The sequence below is a fragment of the Butyrivibrio sp. genome (genome assembly GCF_024699075.1).
In genome coordinates, this window is sequence record NZ_JAILQF010000082.1 from 1 (window position 1) to 23312 (window position 23312).

At 37.2% G+C, this 23312-nt stretch carries 23 protein-coding genes and 1 riboswitch; of the genes, 19 read left to right on the top strand and 4 right to left on the bottom strand.

The window, feature by feature from the left end; translation table 11 throughout:
• The 3 genes from K6G87_RS03160 to K6G87_RS03170 form a co-directional block, all read left to right on the top strand.
• Positions 1-630: sigma-70 domain-containing protein (locus tag K6G87_RS03160; protein WP_296833790.1), on the top strand; the 630-nt coding region annotated here is incomplete at its 5' end.
• Between the two features lie 84 nt (positions 631-714).
• Positions 715-2469, top strand: a complete 1755-nt coding sequence (locus K6G87_RS03165) for a sensor domain-containing diguanylate cyclase (RefSeq protein ID WP_296833793.1) — start codon at positions 715-717, stop codon at positions 2467-2469.
• A 176-nt stretch (positions 2470-2645) separates the two neighbouring features.
• Positions 2646-2721, top strand: a riboswitch (cyclic di-GMP riboswitch).
• Between the two features lie 306 nt (positions 2722-3027).
• Complete coding sequence (locus K6G87_RS03170; protein WP_296833795.1) at positions 3028-5973, top strand: transporter substrate-binding domain-containing protein; 2946 nt, start codon at positions 3028-3030, stop codon at positions 5971-5973.
• Here K6G87_RS03170 and K6G87_RS03175 read toward each other — a convergent pair.
• The 3 genes from K6G87_RS03175 to K6G87_RS03185 form a co-directional block, all read right to left on the bottom strand.
• Positions 5970-7607, bottom strand: coding sequence for an ABC1 kinase family protein (locus tag K6G87_RS03175; protein ID WP_296833798.1), 1638 nt, complete (start codon positions 7605-7607; stop codon positions 5970-5972). The genes K6G87_RS03170 and K6G87_RS03175 overlap by 4 nt on opposite strands.
• 154 nt (positions 7608-7761) lie before the next feature.
• Positions 7762-8046: a phasin family protein gene (locus K6G87_RS03180; RefSeq protein ID WP_296833801.1), complete on the bottom strand. Its 285-nt coding sequence runs from the start codon at positions 8044-8046 to the stop codon at positions 7762-7764.
• Positions 8047-8140: 94 nt separating this feature from the next.
• A complete protein-coding gene (locus K6G87_RS03185) occupies positions 8141-8530 on the bottom strand; it encodes a diacylglycerol kinase family protein (protein ID WP_296833803.1) in 390 nt (129 codons plus the stop codon).
• A 713-nt stretch (positions 8531-9243) separates the two neighbouring features.
• Here K6G87_RS03185 and K6G87_RS03190 point away from each other — a divergent pair.
• From K6G87_RS03190 to K6G87_RS03265, 16 genes are all read left to right on the top strand, one after another.
• A complete protein-coding gene (locus K6G87_RS03190) occupies positions 9244-10650 on the top strand; it encodes an MBOAT family O-acyltransferase (RefSeq protein WP_296833805.1) in 1407 nt (468 codons plus the stop codon).
• Positions 10651-10770: 120 nt separating this feature from the next.
• Positions 10771-11901, top strand: a complete 1131-nt coding sequence (locus tag K6G87_RS03195) for an alginate O-acetyltransferase AlgX-related protein (RefSeq protein ID WP_296833807.1) — start codon at positions 10771-10773, stop codon at positions 11899-11901.
• Positions 11898-12500, top strand: a complete 603-nt coding sequence (locus tag K6G87_RS03200; RefSeq protein WP_296833810.1) for a hypothetical protein — start codon at positions 11898-11900, stop codon at positions 12498-12500. The genes K6G87_RS03195 and K6G87_RS03200 overlap by 4 nt, the downstream gene beginning before the upstream one ends.
• A gap of 343 nt (positions 12501-12843) precedes the next feature.
• Entirely contained in the window at positions 12844-13044 is a 201-nt protein-coding gene (locus K6G87_RS03205; protein ID WP_296833811.1) for a hypothetical protein, read from the top strand.
• 339 nt (positions 13045-13383) lie between these two features.
• Positions 13384-14112 (top strand): F0F1 ATP synthase subunit A, encoded by a 729-nt coding sequence (locus K6G87_RS03210; protein ID WP_296833813.1) that lies wholly within the window; start codon positions 13384-13386, stop codon positions 14110-14112.
• A gap of 241 nt (positions 14113-14353) precedes the next feature.
• Positions 14354-14569 carry an ATP synthase F0 subunit C gene (atpE, locus tag K6G87_RS03215; protein WP_296833815.1) on the top strand — a complete coding sequence of 72 codons (216 nt, stop codon included), beginning with the start codon at positions 14354-14356 and terminating at the stop codon, positions 14567-14569.
• Positions 14570-14599: 30 nt separating this feature from the next.
• Positions 14600-15100, top strand: a complete 501-nt coding sequence (locus K6G87_RS03220) for an ATP synthase F0 subunit B (protein WP_296833817.1) — start codon at positions 14600-14602, stop codon at positions 15098-15100.
• A gap of 15 nt (positions 15101-15115) precedes the next feature.
• Positions 15116-16903 carry a F0F1 ATP synthase subunit alpha gene (gene atpA, locus K6G87_RS03225; RefSeq protein WP_296833820.1) on the top strand — a complete coding sequence of 596 codons (1788 nt, stop codon included), beginning with the start codon at positions 15116-15118 and terminating at the stop codon, positions 16901-16903.
• Positions 16904-16941: 38 nt separating this feature from the next.
• On the top strand, positions 16942-17898 hold the full coding sequence (atpG, locus tag K6G87_RS03230) for an ATP synthase F1 subunit gamma (RefSeq protein ID WP_296833823.1): 957 nt from the start codon (positions 16942-16944) through the stop codon (positions 17896-17898).
• A gap of 18 nt (positions 17899-17916) precedes the next feature.
• Positions 17917-19305 (top strand): F0F1 ATP synthase subunit beta, encoded by a 1389-nt coding sequence (atpD, locus tag K6G87_RS03235; RefSeq protein WP_296833826.1) that lies wholly within the window; start codon positions 17917-17919, stop codon positions 19303-19305.
• Between the two features lie 35 nt (positions 19306-19340).
• On the top strand, positions 19341-19769 hold the full coding sequence (atpC, locus tag K6G87_RS03240) for an ATP synthase F1 subunit epsilon (protein WP_296833829.1): 429 nt from the start codon (positions 19341-19343) through the stop codon (positions 19767-19769).
• A 277-nt stretch (positions 19770-20046) separates the two neighbouring features.
• Positions 20047-20859, top strand: a complete 813-nt coding sequence (locus K6G87_RS03245; RefSeq protein ID WP_296833831.1) for a hypothetical protein — start codon at positions 20047-20049, stop codon at positions 20857-20859.
• Positions 20860-20979: 120 nt separating this feature from the next.
• Entirely contained in the window at positions 20980-21417 is a 438-nt protein-coding gene (locus tag K6G87_RS03250; RefSeq protein WP_296833833.1) for a hypothetical protein, read from the top strand.
• 4 nt (positions 21418-21421) lie between these two features.
• Positions 21422-21982 (top strand): RNA polymerase sigma factor, encoded by a 561-nt coding sequence (locus K6G87_RS03255; RefSeq protein WP_296833836.1) that lies wholly within the window; start codon positions 21422-21424, stop codon positions 21980-21982.
• Positions 21979-22593, top strand: coding sequence for a DUF4367 domain-containing protein (locus K6G87_RS03260; RefSeq protein ID WP_296833839.1), 615 nt, complete (start codon positions 21979-21981; stop codon positions 22591-22593). The genes K6G87_RS03255 and K6G87_RS03260 overlap by 4 nt, the downstream gene beginning before the upstream one ends.
• A 165-nt stretch (positions 22594-22758) precedes the next feature.
• The gene (locus tag K6G87_RS03265) at positions 22759-22875 is read left to right on the top strand and encodes a helix-turn-helix domain-containing protein (RefSeq protein ID WP_330669688.1); all 117 of its coding nucleotides are present in this window, start codon (positions 22759-22761) and stop codon (positions 22873-22875) included.
• A gap of 55 nt (positions 22876-22930) precedes the next feature.
• Here K6G87_RS03265 and K6G87_RS03270 read toward each other — a convergent pair.
• On the bottom strand, positions 22931-23312 hold a 382-nt coding region (locus K6G87_RS03270; RefSeq protein ID WP_296833842.1), incomplete at its 5' end, for a hypothetical protein.

The window sequence follows — 23312 nt, forward strand, 5'->3', positions numbered from 1 at the left end:
CTTTCAGATGATCAGCTTACACTTGTATATGACTATCTTAAAAAGCATGGAATAGGAATCGGCACACCAGCTGATCCTGAAGATTTTCTTTCAGATGAAGAGCATAATTATCTTAAAGACTACGAAGAGTCACTCTCAGAACTTCCTGAAGTATCAGATAGTGAGAAAATAGGTATCACTATTTCTGCCATGTCAGGAGATAAGTCAGCTCAGAACCGTCTTATAGAGATCTATCTTCCTTCAGTACCTGATATTGCCAAGATGTATGTAGATCAGGGCGTATATATTGAAGATCTTATAGGAGAAGGTAATCTTGTACTTACGTCAGGTGTTACCATGCTCGGAGCTATAGAAAAGCCTGAAGAAGCTGAAAGCTTCCTTACAAAAATGATAATGGATGCCATGGAAGAACTCATATCAGACAGTCTTGATGAGGATGCAAGAGGCCAGAAGGCAGTTAAGCATGTTCAGAAAGTTGCAGATAAGGCTAAAGAACTTGCCAAAGAGCTTCGTAGAAGTGTCACAGTTGATGAGCTCGCAAACGAGAGTGGACTTAGCGTTGACGAGATAATTGAAGCTATCCGCATGACAGGCAATAATATAGAAGACATAGATTATACAGAAGATTAAGTTAATACCATATATTTTGATCATATTTTTCCAATATTTGAATAAGCTTGGATTTATTATTATCAGTTGGACCAGGGGTAAGACATGAAGCAGTTTCTATATGAAATAACAAATAGCACAAGAGAAGAAAATACCTTTTCAGAAGCAGTGAAATTTGCTCAAGCACACCCGGATTATCAGATACTTGCTCATATTTACTATGGTTTACCACAACTGGATAAATCAATGGAAATGGTATCATATCTCAAAGAACTGTTTCCGGGAGTAAAGGTTGCAGGTTCAAGCTCCTGTGGTGAGATAAGGAATGGACAGCTTACAAAAAGGTCTATCCAGCTATCAATTTCTTTTTTTGAAAAAACCAGAATTGAAACAATTATATATGACTGTCGCGATAAGAGCGAATATGATAATGGAATCCTGATGAAGGAAAAAACTGACTCTACGCCTTTTGTAAAAGCAGTAGAAGTAATTCAGGCAACTCATTCAGGGCTTCATGTGCAGAAGTTTTTTGATGCTCTTGAGCAGTGTGATGAATCCGTAGCCATATTTGGCGCTGCTGCCGGTAAATACGAAGATACCAGCGATACTTTTGTATTCAATGAAGAAGGTATATCGATGTATGGTATCCTTTGCGTTATATACAGCGGCAAGGATTTTCACATAAGTACAGCTTATGCACTTGGCTGGAAAGAGCTTGGTCATTCCATGACAGTTACAAAAGCTGAATCTGATAAGCTATTTGAACTTGATGGTGAACCGGCTTTTAATGTATACAAGAAGTATTTAAAGATTCAGAATGATGAATCTTTTTCTGGAAATGCCCTTGAATTTCCACTTATGCATAAAGAGTACGGCATTGATGTAGCAAGAATATCCTTGAAGTGTTCTAAGGAAGGAACCCTACTTCTTGGTGGAGAACTAAGAAATGGTGATATTGTAAGGCTTGGTTATGGAGACCCTGTAGCTATTCTTGATGCTGTATACGAGGCACAGGACAAGATAAGACTCTTTCAGCCTCAGGCAATCTGGATATATTCATGTATGACCAGAATGAGCTTCTGGGGAGATGACATTAATAGTGAGATTCTTCCATTTGACAAGGTTGCTCATACATCCGGCTTTTACACCTTTGGTGAATACGTCAGAATTGGCAAAAAAGTATATATTCATAATGCTACTCTTATAGCTATAGGAATGAGAGAGAATGCACCTGTAGGTCTTCCTACCATGGCACTCCCAAGACTTATGGAAAAGAAGATGAGTGGTGAGATATCCATGGTTGAGCGTCTTGTAAGTTTCATTCAGGCTACAACAGGTGAGCTTGAAAAACTAAACCATGCTCTTGCCAAAAAAGCTCTGACCGATGAGCTTACCAGGATGTATAACAGGCGCAGAATAGAAGAAGTCATGGAAGATTTCATGCTTGAAAGTAAGAAAAATCAGGAACCTATAATTGTATTTCTACTGGATATTGATTACTTCAAGCAGGTTAATGATAATTATGGCCATGATATTGGAGATATGGTTCTTAGGAAAGTTGCAGCTATTCTTAATGATCATATGAATGATGACTGCATATCAGGCAGATGGGGCGGTGAGGAATTTATGATAGTAGCCCGCCATATCACAAGAACAATGGCCTTTGATCTTGCCGAAAGTATAAGAAGTGATATTTCCAAAGAAAATTATGACCCGGTTCCTTCACTTACTGTATCTATAGGAATTGCCAGAATGTCACTTACAGATGATGTGCTCGATCTTTACAAAAAGGTTGATAAAGCGCTTTATCATGCCAAAAAAGCAGGACGAGACTGCATATATTTTGGAACAGAAGACTAAGTAATTAAATATAAGAAAAGCCTTATTTTATGGGAATACTCGGAAACCAATAAAATAAGGCTTTTAATTTTTGTAAAAAATTCACAATAAAAAAAGTGCGTAAATTTCACGTTTTTAAAAATTAGCCCTTGCATTTTCAAAAATAATCTGTTATATTTTACTACGTTGAATCCACGAGATAATCTTAGCAAAATAAGCGAAAGCTTATGACGCAAAGCTATAGGGCCTTTAAAATGGCAGCCAGTTGCACTGTACTTAAATCTTTTACCGTCTGCTTGATGCAGGCGGTTTTTTATTATCTTTCTCTTGCCGTACTTTTCGATTATCCTATTGTTATTACTTCTCTTGCCATACGTTTCGATTATCCTATTGTTATTACTTCTCTTGCCGTGTATTTCGATTATTCTAATGTTATGATTTCTCTGTTTTTTCCGATATATTAATATGAATTATGCTGTTTTGATATAGGCTTACTTGATAAGCAATTTATGCATAGCTCATAACACATTTTTTAGCAGGAGTTTTGGATCAGTTTGGATATTATATTTAAAAGACTATATGAAAGCAAATAATAAATTACGAGGATCTAAGCTGTATAACTCCATAATTTATTGTCTGGCAGTTATGTTCATAACTGCATTGGTAATTGCGCCTTTTTGTAAATCTTTTTATTCATATGCAGCTACTGAAGATGTAAGCGATAATTCTGAAGCTTCCGGTAGAACTAATATCTTTATAGGAGAAGAAGAGTCTACAGACCTTACCAATAATAAAGAAAGGAACAGTACAAGGGTTGTAAAAGTCGGATATTACATCATTGACGGCTTTATGATGTTTGAAGAGCCTGATATATATTCTGGATATTGCTATGATTATCTACAAAAGATCCGTTCCTATACAGGATGGGAGTATGACTATATTGGCGATGATGAGAAGATAAACTTTGATGATCTCTATCAGATGACTGTAGATGGAGAAATTGATCTTATAGGCGGAATTACCTGGACAGAAGAAAGGGCTAAAAATCTCATTTACAGTAATGTTCCAATTGAAATGGAATATACAACTATATATGTCAAAAAAGATGATGCTACCTATTCTGCAGGAAGTTATTCCAAATGGAACGGCATCAAAATTGGCCTAGTCAGAGGAACTAATTATGTTTCCAACATCAAGGATTTTGCAAATTCTAATTATTTTACCTATAAAGCAAATTATTATGATACGGATGAAGAAATGGTTGAAGCTCTTAATAATGGTGAGATAGACGCATTTGTAAGTGGTAGCTCTCACAATTTTTCAGATGTATCAATTCTTGCCCAGTTTAATCCAAGTTACCTCTTTTTTGCTACAGGACTTGGCAATCAGGATCTGATGAATACGCTTAATCAGGCTCTTTCTCAGATTGAAACTGTGGATTCGGGTTTTAAGGAGTCCCTGAATTTCAAATATTATCAGGGGAATGGTGTAAGGAATATCAACTTTACATCAACTGAAAACTTGTATCTTAAATCAATAATTACTAATGAAAGAAAATTTGTTCTTCTTGCTAATCCCGACAACTGTCCATTATCCTACCTTGATGAAAATGGGAATCCCACAGGTATTCTTGTTGATATGGCCAAAGCTATACTTGATAGTATTGGCCTTTCTTATGAGTTTTACATCGTTGACACAAGGGAAAATTATATTCATGCAATTAATGACAGGAAAGCCGACATAATAATAGATTACGCATCGGATTTTAGCAGATCTGAAAAAGAAGGCTATTATGAATGTAACACCTATTTCAATACCTCTTTAACTAATGTTCATCAGAAAAATTATAACGAATTTGATACAGTAATTAAAAGAGAAGGCGACGGTATTTTTAAAAACACCATTCTGGAGTATTTAAGCGGAACTGAAAACGTATTATTACTGGAATCTATTGATGCAACCAAAGACTATATAGTTAATAATACTGGCGCATGCACACTTATGCCCACTGAAGTTGCCGGAGTTATGGTGAAGCAGGAAGAGACTAATGCCCTTATAGCAGATGAAATATCCTACAGGAATATTGATTATTGCTTTGCTGTAAACAGTGATTGTGGTAATTATCTCATAGGTATATTCAATAAAGCCTGTGAATCGTTTTCAACGATTGATAGCGCAGAGATCATCAGCGCCTATGATCCGGACAATTACAGGAATAATTCCTTTAAAGCCTTTATCTATGATAATCCGGTATACGGATTCATGATAGTTATAGCCGGCGTTATCATTTTTTTCCTCCTTAATTTTATATATGTTGGCAAAAGAAACAGAAAACACGTTGAAAATCTTAATAAACAGCTTACCATAGCCCTCGATGGAGAGAAAAAAGCTGCGGCAGCTAAGAAAAAGTTTTTTGATGATATGAGTCACGACATGAGGACTCCGTTAAATGGGATACTTGGACTTACAAGAAGCGTTATCAAAAATGGCGAATCCGTTATAGATAACCAGGATTATCTGCACAAAATAGAAGATAGTGCCAGCTATCTTGAACTTCTTATAAATGATATCCTCGTAATGAGCACTTTGGGCAAAGTAGAATACGAGCTTGATCTTAAGACCGTGGATCCCGGCGAAGTATTTGAAAGCATTAAAAATGTTGCTCTATTATTTGCTCAGGAAAGAGATATACGAATAGTACTAAGAAGAAAAGAAATAGTAAACCTGCCTACAATCCTGGATTATAGCAGGCTTGAACAGGCTGTCCTTAATGTTATAGCCAATGCCGTCAAATTCTCACATGCAAACGGCACAGTGGAAATAGACCTTACAAGCAGAATGCTTGAAGATAATAAGGTTGAATACACACTTAATATTCAGGATCATGGAATTGGAATGAGCAAGGAATTCCAGGAGTCTTTATTTGACGGACATTCCAAGGAAGACAGGGGCGAGATGACTGATCATGCAGGAGCAGGAATAGGCCTTTCTGTTGTTAAGAACATAGTAGAAAAAATGGACGGCAGAATTGAAATAAAGAGTAAAGAAAACCTTGGAACAATAGTAACACTTATCTTTGTATTTGAAGTAAATCCCGGCTCAATAGTAGAAGAGCTTCTTGATTCTAAATATGAAGAAGTCAGCCTAAAAGGAATCAATGTACTTTACTGCGAAGATAATGAACTTAATATGGACATAGTATGTGCAATACTTGAAAGCGAAGATGCGAACGTAGAAAAAGCCTGGAACGGACAGGAAGGCCTTGATAAGTTTGTAAATTCACCTCCTAATACATATGACGCAATCCTTATGGATATTAGAATGCCAGTGATGGATGGACTAAGTGCTGCTAGTAAGATCAGAGAATCTCAGAAGGAAGATTCTAAGACAATACCGATAATAGCAGTATCTGCAAATGCATTTGAAGATGACAAAAAAGCTTCAAAAGAAGCGGGAATGAATGCGCATCTTTCAAAGCCTGTTGATCCTAAGATTCTTATAAATGAGCTGAAAAAATATATTTAATTCTTGATCTTATGTTTTTTGAGCCATCTTATTATCATGAATCTAAGTATAAGGAATGCTGCAGATAAGGATGCTATAGCAAATCCCAAAAATCCAAGAAAAGGAATTCCAAAAAACTTAGGCTCCATATCTGTAGTACAGATAATTGCAGAACCTATCAAAAGACCTGTTATACACATACCTATAACAAGGTTTCTTACGGATGTATATACAAGTTCAGCAAAAGGACCTGAAATCTGAAGGCGAAGATTGGTCCTTGATTCGCCCTTTAAGTATTCTTTAAGAGCATCTGCTGCAAGACCTGGAAGTTCAATCCCCTTACTTGTGGATCTGTATAGTCTTTTTAGATTAGTCTTGATCTCAGCTTTAAAATCCACATCTTCAAGATAAGTTTCACCAACTCTTGAAGCAGCGATATCGAACATGTTGATATCAGGAGCAAGACTTACAAGATCACCTTCTATATGAGCAAGGCCTCTTGCAAGCATGGTAACACCATGAGGAAGAGCAAGATAGTTACTCTTCATTATGTCCATAAGATCCTGCATTGCTTCAGGAATATTTACTGATCCCATGGAAAGAGCACCGTATTTATTAAGGAAATCGCGGAGATTTTCATATAGCTGAGCTCTGTCTACAGGACCAAACTCATCACATAGATCCATAACAGCACTTTCAAGCATTGATATATCACGAAGGGCAATGCTTTCTACGCCGCGTATCATGATCCTTCTTTGTTGTTCAGTTAGTCTTCCCATCATACCCATATCAAGCCAGATGATCTTGCCATCCCTTATGCATATATTTCCGGGATGCGGATCTGCATGAAAAAAGCCATCTTCCATAACCTGCTTGATAAAGTTATTTACAAGCTTCTGACCTATTTCATGGCAGTCGTAGCCAAGTTCATTTAGCTTATCAATGGCATTGATCGGTATGCCATCTATATATTCCATAACAAGAACACGATCAGTAGTATATTCTTTGTATAGTTCAGGAATACCTATATAAACAACATCTTTGTTGTTATGAGCAAATTCAGTAATGTTGGCTGCTTCCTTCAAGAAGTCCATTTCCTGCTGGGCAACAGTCCACATCTCATCAAGGACCATATCAAGGTCGACCATGTTTTTAAGATCGCCGATCTTGGGCATAAGAGATACAAGGCGGTGAAGAAGACCTATATCACGAGCCATGATATCATATATACCCTTTCTTTGAACCTTGATAACAACTTCATCTCCATTTAAAAGAACTGCCTTATGAACCTGGGCAATAGAAGCAGAGCCAAGAGGAGTTTCTTCAATAGAAGAAAGAATATCATTTATGCTGCACATCCAGGACTTTTCAAGTACCTCCTTAACCTCACTAAAAGGCATAGGAGTTACGTCTGAAGTCAGATCCATAAGAGCATCACAATAGCGCTTGGGCAGGATATCTGAATGAAGAGACATGATCTGACCAAGCTTGACATATGTAGGTCCAAGCTCTTCTAGAATCGTACGAAGTTTTTCAGGGGATACACCGCGGGTAATATGATTCTTTTTAAGGACCTCGCGGATTTCTTTGAATCTGGAAGAATTATCGTTTGATCTGGTAGTGGTATTAGTATTAGTAGTATTGGTCTTAGCCATATCCATTCATCCTTGACTAAATAATTGCTGTATTTGAAGGCAGTTTAGACCATTCATCATGCTGCCGACAAATACAGCGATAAAATAAAACTCTTGTCATCAGATCTTAGAAGATATCTATAGCACCTGTGTGACATAATAAGGTAATAGATGATTATTTGTCTTTGAGAGCTTCTTTTAACTTATTAAGATCATCGTCAGATAATGAACTTACAAAATCGTTCATATCCTTAGGAGCAGAGCTTCCGTCTTTATGCTCCTTATAGGTACGCTTTAATTCTTTGTTGAGCTCTTTGCCCTGTTCTACGGTGATCTCACCCTTTTCAACAAGGGTTCCCACCAGCTCATCAGCCTTTTCTGCTGTGAGAGCAACAGCACCTACACTTGCAAGAAGAAGCTTTTTGAGACCGTCTGTGATTGGATTTGTATTATCTGCCATGATGAATCCTCCTTATTGTGTTTGTTCCAAAAATATATATTTTGGATACTTATGTATATCAAAAACATCAATTTTGATGTATTGATAACAAATATTAAGAGAATAATTCAATAATGAAATAATATAATTTGGGAAAAAAGATTATTCCGCCAATAACAGCGGATAGAATAGCTGCTACCAAAACTGCACCTGCAGCTGCGTCCTTAGCTTTCTTGGCAAGCGGATCATAGCCCTTACTAGTCATATCTACAACAGCTTCGATAGCTGTATTAACAAGCTCAAGTGGAATGATTATAGCAAATAGAAGAATGCATACAAACCATTCACTAAGACTGATATTGAGAATAAAACCGAATATAATGACCAGAACAGTAACGACAAGATGAATCTTTATATTGCGCTCGTCTTTGATAGTATTAAAGATTCCTTCAAATGCATACCCAAAGCTCTTGTAAAGAGGGCTTCTTTTTTGATTGTTGTCCATTGGTATATGCCACCTTTATATTATATATAGAGATTCCTAAAACTGGAAAATATGATATCTATAGTATATATTTTACTATAAATATGATGATTATGCCACATAAGATAGTAGAAATGTACAATGAAATACCTATGATTTATTAATAACAAAAGCGACGATCCAGGATCGTCGCTTTTGTTAAAACTTAATTCTCTGAACGGGGATCATATTTTCCTGGCCTTCGGCATTCGATCGAACAGTCACACTGCTTCCTCTTTACCATCAACCTGATTCCCTGTCCAAGTGAAGCATAAGCCACTATTTCATGAATCAGAAAATACAATCTAACACTTTTATTGCAGGTCCAAGTGAAGCGTAAGCCACTTTTTCTTTGCTTATGTTGTACCCGTCTGTATTAAGTAATTTAAATATAACAGATGCAGATATTATTGTCAATCATCTTAGGATAAAAAGTTATATTGTCTGTAAATTCAGTTTTAAAACTACAATATACTGTAAAATAATATAAGAAAATCTAAATAATCAAACGTTTTGTACCGACCATTTACTCAAAACACAAGATGTAGTAGCTAAATTGTCTGACAATTTAAAGCTCCAGCTCTGACCTGCGATGCAGGTGGAATGACGAGTTTATGATTATGCTCAATATTCCCTTTTAATGTGTAATATGATAGAATTTACTGGGTTTATATAAACCTATAGGAGGAGACATTATGGTTTTTTCATCCATTACATTTTTATGGATTTTCTTTCCAATAGTATTTATGCTTTGTCTGTTTGTTCGCAATATTAAAGCCCAGAATATATTATTGCTTATATTCAGTCTTTTATTCTATGCATGGGGTGAGCCTGCATATGTGCTTATTTTGCTTGCTTCAGTTTTTATGAACTGGGGGCTGGGCCTTCTTATGGAACGCTTCATAGAACATAAAAAGGCTATTCTTGTTGTTTCACTTATAGGCAATCTCGGTATAATCGGCTACTTTAAATATTGTAACTTTATATTAGGCACTATAGACAGTATCCTGCCTATAAGTCTTCCAAGATATGATATATCACTGCCTATCGGAATATCTTTTTTCACCTTCCAGGCTATGAGTTATATAATCGATCTTTACAGAGGACAGTACAAAGCTCAGAAGAACCTTTTTAATCTTGCACTTTATATTTCTTTCTTCCCTCAGCTTATTGCAGGCCCTATCGTTAAGTATAAGGATATTGAAGAGCAGATCCTTGAAAGAAATTTAACTCTCGAAAAGAGGGCCACAGGATTCAGGCGCTTTATATACGGCCTTGGTAAGAAGGTCATTATTTCCAATATTCTTGCACAGGTTGTAGATACTATCTATGCTATGGATCTTGGCAATATAAGTGGATATATGGCCTGGCTTGCTGCTGTTTGCTATATGCTTGAGATTTACTATGATTTCTCAGGATATTCAGATATGGCTATAGGTCTTGGAAGAATGTTTGGATTTGAATTCCTTGAAAACTTCAATTATCCATATATTTCCTCATCTATCAAAGAATTCTGGAGAAGATGGCATATATCACTTTCTTCCTGGTTCAGGGATTATCTCTATATTCCACTTGGTGGTAACAGAAAAGGAATACACAGAACTTATATAAATCTCATAATTGTATTTGCTGTAACAGGACTTTGGCATGGTGCAAGCTGGACCTTTGTAATATGGGGACTTTATCATGGATTTTTCCTTATAATAGAGCGTATGGGATTCGGCAAAGTCCTTGAAAAGTCAAGAATACTTGGTACTATCTACAGTCTTATAGTTGTAATTATTGGCTGGGTATTCTTTAGAGCTGATGACCTTCATTTTGCCCTTGCCTTTATAAAGAGGATGGTACTTCCGTTTAACTATGCATCATCCGGAGCAGTCATGGGTACTATAGTTACGACCAAAACGCTTATAGTTCTTTTTATGGGTATTATTGCAGCAGGACCTTTGAAATTGCTTTTTGACCTTCCTGGTCTTAACAAACTGTCTTTAAAGTGGAAGAATAGTTTGCTTGAAGCTGTATATCTTTGCGCGGTTCTGTTTTGTTGCATACTGCTTCTTGCCAATGATACATATAATCCGTTCATTTACTTTAGATTTTAAGTATGAGTTTATGAAAAAACAGTCTTATATGGATGAATTTTCTCAAGAGGCACCTGATTATGACTGTGCTACATGATTAAAGTAATATAAAATATACAATTAATATTACAGAGGTAATTTATGAAAAAATTAAATCAAAGAATATATATGGTTATACTGACTGTCCTTATTCTTATACCTGTCGTATTATATGCGATAATTGGCAAGTATCTTGACAGTAGTACTGCAGATAAGGAAAATCGTGTAATGACTGAGTTTCCTACACTTGCAAATACTCAGCTTTTTGAGTATCCGACCTTGTTTGATGCTTATATGGAAGATAATCTTCCTTACAAAAATTATCTTGTAAGCCTTAACAGCAAGATTGACTACTATATTTTCAATACATCTTCATCTGGTGATGTAATAGTAGGAGATAATGGATGGCTCTTTTATACAGGACATGAAAATAATGATGAGGATCCGCTTGCAGACTATGAAGGATCTAATCTTTACAGCCAGGAAGAACTTGAAACTATTGCTTCTAATATGATAGAAGCAAGGGATTTTCTTGCTGCTTCCGGTAAAGAGTTTGTGATCACTATGGTTCCTAATAAGTCAAGAGTATATAGTGAATACATGCCTGCTGCCTGCGGAGAGGTAAGTCAGGACTGCCGTCTTAATCAGGTATATCAGTATCTTTCAGAGAATACTGATCTTACGATTGTTTCACCTTATAGTGATATTATGGCTTATAAAGAGGCTCATCCTGAAACACAGCTTTATTTTAAATATGATACACACTGGAATAACTTTGGAGCTTATGTTGCCGCCCAGTCAATCTCAAGAGTATGGGGATTTGAAATGCCTGATCTTGATACAGTAGAGCAGGTTTATGTTGATTCAGATACTTATGATCTTGCAAGAATGATCAACCTTGGAGACAACCTAAAGGAACAGGCTCCTATTGCTACAGCTTATAGCGGACATATGGCTAAGGTTGAGATTCTTTCAGACGGAATGAGCTTTACAGGAACAGTTGAATCAGGAACTGCAGATAATAGAAAACTTTACATAATAGGAGATTCTTTCTCAGCACTTCTTTTCCCTTATCTTGCATGTCATTTTAATAGCTCACAGTCCGATATGTATTATAATTATACATATACATCACTTGAAAATTATGATCCGGACGTAGTCGTATTTGAAGTAGTCGAGAGATATCTTAACAATATGCTGCATTTTTCTATACAGAACGGAGTGGTTTATTGAGTAGAAATAGCATGGATGCTTTGTTTGGGATGATGAAGTCGGCATTCCTTGACAAAGAACAACAGGAAAATGAAAAAGTGCTCGAAGCTTTAAAGGAGTTTGGCTCTTATGATCAGGCTGTAGAAACAAGAACAGTAAGAGTTGGAACTCATACTGATTTTGGAGTTGAGTATGATATTCCTTTAAGCTGGAGCAAACTAAAATATAAAGAACCTGACAGCGTAATGTATTATGCTAAAGGTAGTGATGGAAGACGACAGTATATGCCTGCTGCAATACGTATTACCAGAAGACGCGGAGATTACAGGGGATATGAGAACCTTGACCGTCTTGAAAGACTTGCGTCATATGCTGCACAAAATTCCGGAGTATACGATTTTAAATATCTTAAGGAAGTCAAAATAGGAAACAGAAAGGGCATAAAAGCCGTTTGTGCGCTTAATCAAAATGGTGGCGGCTCCTATGATACCGATATATACTTTTTCTATAAAAGTAAAACAGAAGTAATGGTTTTCTTCTGTATTACAGCTCAGGAGTCAAGATCATATTACCAGAGAGTATTTCACAGAATCTTATCCAGCATCAGATATTTGCGATAAAATTAACTACTTAAACCTAGCATATATAGTATATGCCATTTTTTTCGATTTGAGTTTCTTTTGCAGTTGATAATAGATTTTATAACGAGCAAAAAGCGAAGCGTTTGCGAGTTTAACCCGATATAAAAAAGGACTTAGACATTAGTAATAATGTATTAAATGAATATATTTTGTGAAAATTGACGGTTACATTGACTGCGTATTTGTGCCAAATGTTGGCAACGCAATTTAATTATCACCAAATAATTTGACAATATTATTCAATATGTACCCACTATGGGAGAAAATGTAAAACCCCCTTACAATAATAAATAAAGGGTTTTATAATAAACGGAGCTTGGACATGTTATCTTTTTATTTATGCCGTGGCAATGAAACAGTTGCCAGTATGCTTGAACGAATCAATAAAGAGGATACTGATGGAATCACTTATGTATGTGATGAAGTTAATGATCACTGCTTTATAAATGATGAGAAGTTCGTAAATGCTGATAAGATCATCAATTATCACAATGAGTACTGGGCTGTACATGCTGTTAAATAAATATAACTGTAAATGATAAGGATCATGATAGCGTGCACTTTCCTTGCATTTATCATATGATACAAGCAGTACTTAAAAAATACTTAAATGTTGTAGAATGTATATTTGCTTTTTTTATAATTAAAGCAGAATACTTAAAATGGCAGAATATTTTAAAAAGTAAAATACAGGATGCTTTCTGGTGAATACTATAATGAGTCATTATAGTTGAAAAGCAAAATGCAGGATATAATTATTTAATATTTTTATACTAATATTATTTAAGTATATTAGTTATAATAATGAATATATAAACGATATTTGTTTATAATTCTTTAGTAAGAGGGACGGAGGCAGTTTATGACAGAAACAGCAGCTACAGAAAGCTCCGGAATCGGTGCAGTTATCAGAGGCCTGATCGAAGAACTCATTGGCGAAGATAAGACCGTTATAGAAATTCCTTTTGGTGATGGATTTTTTAATATCAGTAGTAGTACTGTTACCATGTGGAAGATAATGGCGGTTCTGATAATTTTGTGCATTATCATGAGTTGGAACCTTAAGGTTTACAACATATCTAAAAGGCAGGCTATTACAGAAAGCTTTGTCGTGGGATTACGCAATCTTGTAAGTGGTTTTCTTGGACCAACTGCATCAGAATATACTGATTTTCTTGTTGCAACTCTTATTCTTATAGGAGCAAGCAATTTATCTGGCGTATTTGGCGCAACACCCCCTACCATGGATCTGAATGTTACCATAGCACTGGCACTTGTCAGTATCACGCTTGTTGAAGCGGCCGGAATCAGGAAGAGGAAGTTTGGAGGTTGGCTTAAATCTTTTACAAAGCCGGTTTTCATTATTACTCCTATGAATATTCTTGAGATCGGAATAAGACCATTATCACTTTGTATGCGTCTTTTTGGTAACGTACTTGGTGCAACTATTATTATGGAGCTTTTGAAAAAGATAGCACCTATTATAGCACCAGCAGTTTTATCTGTTTATTTTGACTTCTTTGATGGACTATTACAGGCATACGTATTTATATTCCTCACAAGTCTTTATATTAAAGAGGCTACAGAATAAAGAGTAGATTAATTCTTTTTCAAAGAATTAACTACAGATCCGTAAAACGGATCAGAAGGAGATTGATTCTTTTTAAGAAGTATCTCCAGATTCGTAAAACGAATCAGAAGTAGATTAATTCTTCTTTGAAGAATTAACTACGGCCCAAAAAACAGGCTAGAAGTAGATTAATTCTTTTTCAAAGAATTAACTACTGCCCTTATATTTTTTATGTGGGTTTATGACGAAAGGAGAAATTATTATGGATTTAACAGCACTTGGAGCAGCAATTGCAGCATTTACAGGAATAGGAGCAGGTATTGGTATTGGTATAGCAACTGCTAAAGCCGTTGATGCAGTAGCACGTCAGCCAGAGGCAAGTGGTAAGATCATGACACTTCTTATCCTGGGTGGCGCTCTTGCAGAGGCAACTGCTATTTATGGTATGATCGTTGCACTTCTGATCATCTTTGCATAAGAATAAGAGGATGGGAAAGGATACGCGAAAATGGAACTTTTGAACATTAACGCGAACGTTATCTACAATATTATAAATCTGCTGATACTGGCAATTGCTTTTCGAATTCTTCTGTTCAAAAGAGTTGATAAGATACTTGAAGCCAGAAGAAAAGATGTAGACAGACAGATTCAGGATGCATCTGATGACAGGATCAAAGCTGCAGATCTTAAGAGAGAATATGAAGAGAAGCTTGCAGCCCAGGAAGCTGAGAAGGATAAGGTTATGAGTGAAGCCCGTGAAAAAGGCTATGCTCAGTATAATGAGATCATAACCAATGCTCAGAAAGAAGCAGATACTATCATTGACGAAGCCAGAATACATGCTAAAGCTGACGCTGAGCGTGAGCGTGCTAAGTATATGGCTGAACTTAGTGATGTTGTTATTGATGCCGCTGCCAAAATCGCTGCTAATTCGCACACAGCAGAAAGCGATAGCAGTCTTTATGATGCGTTTATTGAGAATGCATTTGACAAAGGTGCGGATAAATAATTGGAGTGAAACTAGATGAGTAATATAAGTGGATTTGGCGGATCCGGTTCACAGTATTCGACTGCTGTCGTAAGATATGCCGGAACACCACCAACACAGAAACAGATAGATAATATCAAAAGAATACTTTGCGATAGAATCGGTATAGCTGATGTATCTATAACCACTAAGCTTGATCCATCCATAGGCGGCGGTTTTATTATAAGCTGCGGCAACTATGAATATGACTGGAGCGATAAGGGAAGAGCAGAGCAGCTTCGTAATAAGCTCAAAAACATCAGACATAATGATACAAACCCATCAAGCAGCGTAGTATCCATGCTTAAAGGACATGTCGATATTTTCGATCTCTCAATTGAGAGTAAGGAAGTCGGTAAAGTCTCATGGGTAGGTGATGGAATTGCTCAGGTTGTAGGTCTTGACAGAGCCTTCTATGGTGAAATTGTTCGTTTTGAAGATGGAACCAAAGGAATGGTACAGGATATAAGACGTGATCATGTCGGATGTATCCTGTTTGGATCTGATGAAAACATAACCCAGTCAAGCCAGGTTATTCGTACATACAAAGAAGCCGGAGTCCCTGTAGGAGATGAACTTATAGGAAGAGTTGTTAATGCTCTTGGTGAACCCCTTGACGGTAAGGCACCGATCACTACTTCAGAATATTATCCTGTTGAGCGTCCGGCTCCCGGAATTATTGACAGACAGTCTGTTAATGAGCCTATGGAAACAGGTATTTTATCAATAGATACCATGTTCCCTATAGGAAGAGGACAGCGTGAGCTTATAATAGGCGATCGTCAGACAGGTAAGACTTCTATAGCAACTGACACTATCATGAACCAGAAAGGCAAAGATGTGATCTGCATTTATGTAGCAATAGGTCAGAAAGCATCAACTGTTGCCCATATCATAAATACCCTTACACAGGCTGGAGCTATGGATTATACAGTAGTTGTATCATCCACAGCAGCTGATACTTCACCTCTTCAGTATATTGCTCCTTATTCAGGAACAGCTATCGGTGAATATTTCATGCAGCAGGGCCGCGACGTACTTATTGTTTATGATGATCTTTCCAAGCATGCAGTAGCTTACAGAGCTTTGTCACTTCTTCTTGAAAGATCACCCGGACGTGAAGCATACCCCGGAGACGTATTCTATCTCCATTCAAGACTTCTTGAAAGATCAAGTAAGCTTTCAGCTGAGAATGGCGGAGGTTCAATGACAGCACTTCCTATCATTGAGACTCAGGCAGGCGATGTATCTGCCTACATTCCAACTAATGTTATTTCCATCACTGATGGACAGATTTTCCTTGAAAGTGATCTTTTCTTCGAAGGTCAAAGACCTGCAGTTAACGTAGGACTTTCAGTATCACGTGTAGGTTCTGCGGCTCAGACCAAAGCTATGAAAAAAGCAGCCGGATCTATTCGTATCGATCTGGCACAGTATAGAGAAATGGCTGTGTTCACGCAGTTCTCATCAGATCTTGATGAGACTACCAAGAAGCAGCTAAATCACGGTAAAGTTCTGATGGAACTGTTAAAACAGCCCCTTGGCCATCCGCTTTCTATGCACGAACAGGTAATCACACTTGTAGCAGCTAATAGCGGTAAGCTTGATAATGTAGAGCCTTCCAAGGTCAAGATGGTTCAGGGCAAGCTCCTTGAATGGTTCGAGAAGACCGAGACCGATGTAATTGCAGAGCTTTCTAATGGTAAAGATCTTTCAGATGATCTGAGAAAAGAGATTGAACGAGCTGTTGACTGGTTCTTTGAAAAGAATGAAAAGCTCATTTGAGAGTAAAGAAGCTTTTAAAGTATTGAAGAGGCAATGATTTGGCTGATATAAAAGAAATTCAGGACAGAATTAAAAGTGTCAATGACACCATGAAAATAACGAACGCAATGTATATGATTGCGTCCAATAAGCTACGCAAAGCCAGAAAAATGCTTGAAGAGACTGAACCTTACTTTTATGCTGCAAGAGGAATGCTTGACAGAGTTATGCGACATCTTCCTGAAGATTCAAACGACCCGTTTTTGAATCATCATGAAGACAAGGATCCCAAAGAGATTAAAAGAGGTTACATAGTCATTACAGGCGATAAAGGCCTTGCCGGTGCTTATAATCATAATGTCCTAAAGCTTGCGGAAGAGCATATCAAACAAGACGGTGATGATTGGAAGCTGTACGTTATTGGCGAAATGGGCAGACAATATTTTTTGAGAAAAAATATTCCTGTCGATGAACAGTTTCACTACACAGCACAAAATCCTACACTATCACGTGCAAGATGGATATCTTCCATGGTGCTTGAACCTTATCTTAGAGGCGAACTTGAAGAAGTTAATATCGTATACACCGCTATGAAGAACAGCCTTGTATGTGAGACTCACTTTGAAAAGCTCCTCCCGCTTGAGAGACCTAAAAATAATGATGAAATGCTTAAAATGGCAGGCATTACAACTCCTTTGGAAGAGTTTTTGATGCTGCCAAGTCCTGAGGCCGTACTTGATAACATTGTTCCGTCCCTTGTAACAGGATATATATACGGAGCCATGGTTGAAGCTTTCTGTTCAGTACAGAACAGCCGAATGATGGCAATGGATACAGCTAACGATAATGCAAAGCAGATGATACATGATCTTTCGATTCAGTATAACAGGCAGAGACAGGCTAAGATAACTCAGGAGATCACTGAGATAGCAGCCGGTGCAAGAGCCTTGAAGAGAGCTCATGAACTTCATGCAAGAATGCATGAAGCAAATGCTAAAGCATTGGAAAACAAGTAATAGTAAAAGAGGTGCAAAGTGAAAGATGGCAGAATAGTACAGGTCATGGGCCCTGTTGTCGATGTTGAGTTTCAGGATTCTGATCTGCCGCATATCGACGATGCTCTTGAAGTATATAACAATAATAAAAAATGTGTAATGGAAGTAGCCCAGCACATAGGCGATAATACAGTAAGATGTATTATGCTTGCTGCATCAGAGGGACTTTCCAAGGATATGGTCGTACATCCTACAGGATCACCTATTCAGGTACCTGTTGGTGATGATACTCTTGGAAGACTCTTTAATGTCACAGGTGATACCATTGATAACGGACCATCACTCGAACATGGAGAACACTGGTCTATTCATAGAGAAGCTCCTCCACTTTCAGAGCAGAGCCCTGTAGTTGAGATACTTGAAACAGGTATCAAGGTTATCGACCTTCTTGCTCCATACTCTAAAGGTGGTAAGGTAGGTCTTTTTGGAGGTGCCGGTGTAGGTAAGACTGTACTTATACAGGAACTTATCCAGAATATAGCTACAGAGCATGGCGGATATTCTATCTTTACAGGTGTTGGAGAACGTAGCCGTGAAGGTAATGACCTCTGGTCTGAAATGAAAGAATCAGGAGTTCTTGCAAAAACAGCACTGGTATTCGGACAGATGAATGAGCCACCGGGAGCACGTATGCGTGTAGCTCAGACAGGACTTACAATGGCAGAGTACTTCCGTGATGTTAAGAATCAGGATGTTCTTTTGTTCATTGATAATATTTTCAGATTTATTCAGGCAGGTTCTGAAGTTTCGTCACTTCTTGGACGTATGCCTTCAGCAGTTGGTTACCAGCCTACGCTTGCAACTGACCTTGGATCACTCCAGGAGCGAATCGCTTCTACAAGAAACGGATCAGTTACATCAGTTCAGGCTGTATACGTACCTGCAGATGACCTTACAGACCCTGCACCTGCTACAACCTTCGCTCATCTTGATGCGCAGACAGTTCTGTCTCGTAAGATCGTAGAGCAGGGTATATATCCGGCAGTTGATCCTCTTGAATCTTCAAGCCGTATCCTTGAAGCAGATGTTGTAGGAGAAAAACATTACAACATAGCTCGTAAAGTTACCGAGATGCTTCAGAAGTACAAAGAGCTCCAGGATATCATCGCAATCCTTGGTATGGAAGAGCTTGGCGAAGATGATAAGCAGACAGTTTACAGAGCGCGTAAGATACAAAGATTTTTGTCTCAGCCATTCCATGTAGCTGAGCAGTTTACAGGCGTTCCCGGAAAGTATGTATCCTTGGAAGATACTATAAAAGGCTTTGAAGCTATTGTTGGCGGAGATATGGATAAGTATCCGGAAGCTGCATTCTTCAATGTTGGAAAGATCGATGATGTAATCGAAAAAGCTAAGACACTTGAATAAGAGGCTTAAAAATGTGTCTGGTACAGGAGTTATAAATGGCAGAGGTTCGTACGTTTGGCCTTCAGGTCATGTCTATAAACGGAATATTTTTTGATGGAAGAGCTACGAGCATAACACTTCCCTGCGTAGATGGTGAGATGTGTATCCAGCCATATCATGAGGAAATGTGGGTTGCTATATATACCGGCGAAGTCAGGATCACAAAGCCTGATGGCGAAGTGGTCATAGGCGTATCCGGTAACGGCTCTGTTCAGTTTGCCAATAACAGATGTCTGGTACTTGCCGATACTATGGAAAGGCCTGAAGACATAGATGTTAACAGGGCAAAAGAAGCTCTTGAAATTGCTAAAGAGCGTATGCGTCAGAAGAATTCCATCGCAGAATATAAGATGTCACAGGCTGCTATGGCCAGAGCTCTTACAAGACTTAAGGCTTCAAGTAAGAGAATTGGCGGTCTTGACTAAATATACTTGTTATATATTTGCAAATTTGATTACCTTGGGTGGTTAATAAGATTTTTAAAGAACAAGAAAATCCTTTATTAACTTCTCAAGGTTTTTAATTTCCAAGGGGAATTCAGTTTTGATAATTGCGAAGTTTGGATTAGATGCTATAATAAATTGATTTATTTCAGTTTGAGAAGAGTCCTTTTCTTTAAGCTGGGATTATGACAAACGTTACTTGAATTGTTTATTATTTGCGGCGTACAGGGAGATATTACTCCAAAGAGGGATTAATCGCATGAAAGAAGAGCTTTTGCAAGTGGGAGATTTTCAATCTATTAAAGAATTAAATACCTATTTTATAAATAATAATATATCTTCTTATGATACAGGCTTTTATGTTGACAGTGATCACATAGGACCTTGTTTATACGGTATTTACAAGGATTACTGGGAAGATGATTACATCGTATATGAAAACTTAAATGACGGATCAAGGAGAATTGACTATAAAGGTAAGGATGAAGCCTTAGCTGTTAGCATTTTCTATGATCGTTTTGTAAAGTATACAAGTGGCATAGAATGCTCTGATGATCATAAAGTTAATGGGTATGATAATGTTCTGTCATCTTATGGAAAAAATTCCCAAATATATAGCTACAACAATCAATCACAAGTAGCTCATATTTTTGAAGAAGACCATTCTGGTGAACGAACAGGTAATACTTTAAAAGCTGAAAATGGGTCTTTGGTGCAGGAGAATTCCAGAGAAAAAGCCGAAGATAAAGCGCAAGATCCGGATGCAGATATCCTTAAAAAGAAGGTAAAATATAAGGAATTTAAAAAAGTCGACGATTGGAAAGTTTTCTTTTATGTTTTACCAATACTTATAATGATCATTAGGGCGATAATTAGCTATTTTAATGAAGATACTCCCGTAGATGTGAGCAGTTATGGTACCTCTTTAACTTCAATTTACTATGAGGAGATACTTTCTGATATGGACCCGGATGATATTTCAATTCCATCTTCACAGGATGTTTCAATTGATTTTGTTATAGAAAAAGATGAAGAAGGCAATCTCCAACTTATCCCCAAAGAAAATGATTAAAGTATAAAAATAAAATGAGATTACAATATGGTCTTATATTTAAAAAATTTGTGACCAGTTAATTTTTTTTCTGTGTATTAAAGTGTAAAGACAATAACACTTAATATGGAGGAAAAGAAAATGTTAAAAAAAATCATCATTACACTATTATTTGGCACATTAACAATTGCAGCAATAGGATGTGGTATAAAGTCTAATGCGTCTGATGTGACAGAGGATTCTTCTACTGTAGAAATCACATCAGAATATTCTGTTAATGAGGAACTGGACGACTTAGGAATAATGACTGGAGCATGGAGTGTTTCAGATTCCGCTACTATGACAGATGAAATACAGGAAATATTTGATAAAGCTGTAGATGGAATTAATGGTGCGACATATGAACCTATTGCATTTCTTGGAAGTCAGGTTGTAGCCGGTACTAATTATTGTTTTTTGTGTAAGGCTACTGTTGTACATCCTACAGCAACACCTTATTATACTCTTATGTACATATATGAAGACCTTGATGGAAACGTAGAGATAGCAGATATGCAGGATATCGAATTAGGATACTAAGTCTATGATGGAAGATGAGAAAATAGTTGAGCTATATTGGGAAAGAAATGAAGATGCAATTAGTCAGACCAGTTTAAAATATGGGAAATATTGCTCAAAGATTGCCTTCAATATACTCTTTGATGAAGAGGATACCAAGGAGTGTGTAAATGACACATATCTTGGCACCTGGAAATCTATTCCCACAAACAGACCAGAAAAGTTGAGCACATATGTAGGTAAAATATGCCGTAACCTTGCGATAAATATGTACGAAAAGATGACAGCAGCAAAAAGAGGCGGATGTCAGACTGAGGTTTGTATTGATGAGCTAAATGAAATTTCAGGTAATTTTGAACCTGATAAAGAAATAGAGCTGTCTGAGCTTACAGAAAGCATCAACCTATTTCTTTCAGACATTTCAACTGATGCCAGGAAAATATTTGTTAAAAGATACTGGTATATGGAAAACGTGAAGGACATAGCTAAAGAACTTGAGGTTTCGGAAAGTAAAGTTAAAATGACTTTGCTTAGAACAAGAGAGAAATTAAAAGTGCATCTATTGAAGGAGGGCTATGGCTTATGAATGCTATGACACTTCTAAAAGCAATTGGAAATATAAAAGACGAATATATAGAGGAAGCAGAGTCATCAGGCAGCAAAGATAGTCATTTGATTGATATAAAAAGAAAAAAGAAGGCTCGGATTTTCAATTATTTTATCCCCGCTGCAGTAGCTGTTGCAGCTATAGCACTGATATTCATTAATAAAAATGTATTTGATTCGCCGGAGGATTCAGAGGTTACTATAGCAAATCCTATTGTAGAGTGCAGTAACCTGGAAGAAGCAGAGATACTGACAGGATTTGATATGGACTGTCCTGACAGTATATATGGTTCTGATACTCAGAAGGCGTATGTTATTGATCAGCAAATGATAGAGGTTCAGTATGTTGATGGCGAAGAGGAAAAAGCTTCAATCAGGAAAGCCAAAGGAAGTGAAGATATAAGCGGAGACTTTAACTCTTATGATACAGAAAAGACAGTAACAATAAATGGGGCAGATGTAACCATAAAAGGCAATGGAAATCTTTATTATCTGGCTACATGGAATTCACAAGGATACAGCTATGCAGTAAGTGTAACAGATGGAATGGAAGTAGAAAACCTCATAAATATCATAGAAAATGTAAGATAAAGCGACAGATATATATGAACTTCCTGAAATAGGCGAGTCCGAAATATAAAAATAGTTTAACTAATAGAAAGCAATTCATCCCCCACCTCTAAGTATACGTAGGTGGGGGATGAATTGCCGTTTATAAAAATTGTTGAAAATACATTTTTGTGCTATAAGAATGGAGTGAATAAAGCCATAAAATATAGAATATATCCTACAACTGAACAAATTATCCTTTTTGCTAAAACCTTTGGCTGTTGCCGAAAAATATACAATCTTATGCTGGCTTCAAAAATCTAAGGTTATAAGATGACCGGAAAGTTTCCAAGTTATTACAGATTTTTTATAGACTCTTTTACTGGTCCTGACTGCTTTCTTCAACAGGGTCGATCTGGCCGGCCTCCTGAGTAGTTACTGTTACGCCTTCGCCTTCAGGAACCTCACCGTGAAGTATTTTAATGATATACTGGATTCTTACAAAAGCGCGTTCGTAGTACTGGCTTGCTGTTGATTCTGCATCAGCATTATAATCGCCGTCGTAAGCTTCGTGATAAGAGATAGCAGCCTTTGTCATGTAGTCGCATGCTTCATCGGCAAGTGCTTCTACAGCCTTGAAGTCTTCCGGAACTTCCAAAGCTGCCATGACACTAAAGCTTTCATTGAGTTTGTCAATATTTGCAAGAAGCTGTGCCGGTGCATCATCTGCATTTGGATCTATACTGTTCATGGAATCATTA

Excerpts from the sequence above, each read along its gene's own strand:
- K6G87_RS03170 (WP_296833795.1), top strand. The coding sequence starts at position 3,028 with ATGAAAGCAAATAATAAATTACGAGGATCTAAGCTGTATAACTCCATA.
- K6G87_RS03220 (WP_296833817.1), top strand. The coding sequence starts at position 14,600 with ATGGAACTTTTGAACATTAACGCGAACGTTATCTACAATATTATAAAT.
- K6G87_RS03180 (WP_296833801.1), bottom strand. The coding sequence starts at position 8,046 with ATGGCAGATAATACAAATCCAATCACAGACGGTCTCAAAAAGCTTCTT.
- K6G87_RS03205 (WP_296833811.1), top strand. The coding sequence starts at position 12,844 with ATGTTATCTTTTTATTTATGCCGTGGCAATGAAACAGTTGCCAGTATG.
- K6G87_RS03245 (WP_296833831.1), top strand. The coding sequence starts at position 20,047 with ATGAAAGAAGAGCTTTTGCAAGTGGGAGATTTTCAATCTATTAAAGAA.
- K6G87_RS03190 (WP_296833805.1), top strand. The coding sequence starts at position 9,244 with ATGGTTTTTTCATCCATTACATTTTTATGGATTTTCTTTCCAATAGTA.
- K6G87_RS03255 (WP_296833836.1), top strand. The coding sequence starts at position 21,422 with ATGATGGAAGATGAGAAAATAGTTGAGCTATATTGGGAAAGAAATGAA.
- K6G87_RS03175 (WP_296833798.1), bottom strand. The coding sequence starts at position 7,607 with ATGGCTAAGACCAATACTACTAATACTAATACCACTACCAGATCAAAC.
- atpE (WP_296833815.1), top strand. The coding sequence starts at position 14,354 with ATGGATTTAACAGCACTTGGAGCAGCAATTGCAGCATTTACAGGAATA.
- K6G87_RS03195 (WP_296833807.1), top strand. The coding sequence starts at position 10,771 with ATGAAAAAATTAAATCAAAGAATATATATGGTTATACTGACTGTCCTT.
- K6G87_RS03210 (WP_296833813.1), top strand. The coding sequence starts at position 13,384 with ATGACAGAAACAGCAGCTACAGAAAGCTCCGGAATCGGTGCAGTTATC.
- atpC (WP_296833829.1), top strand. The coding sequence starts at position 19,341 with ATGGCAGAGGTTCGTACGTTTGGCCTTCAGGTCATGTCTATAAACGGA.
- K6G87_RS03185 (WP_296833803.1), bottom strand. The coding sequence starts at position 8,530 with ATGGACAACAATCAAAAAAGAAGCCCTCTTTACAAGAGCTTTGGGTAT.
- K6G87_RS03250 (WP_296833833.1), top strand. The coding sequence starts at position 20,980 with ATGTTAAAAAAAATCATCATTACACTATTATTTGGCACATTAACAATT.
- atpA (WP_296833820.1), top strand. The coding sequence starts at position 15,116 with ATGAGTAATATAAGTGGATTTGGCGGATCCGGTTCACAGTATTCGACT.
- K6G87_RS03165 (WP_296833793.1), top strand. The coding sequence starts at position 715 with ATGAAGCAGTTTCTATATGAAATAACAAATAGCACAAGAGAAGAAAAT.
- K6G87_RS03260 (WP_296833839.1), top strand. The coding sequence starts at position 21,979 with ATGAATGCTATGACACTTCTAAAAGCAATTGGAAATATAAAAGACGAA.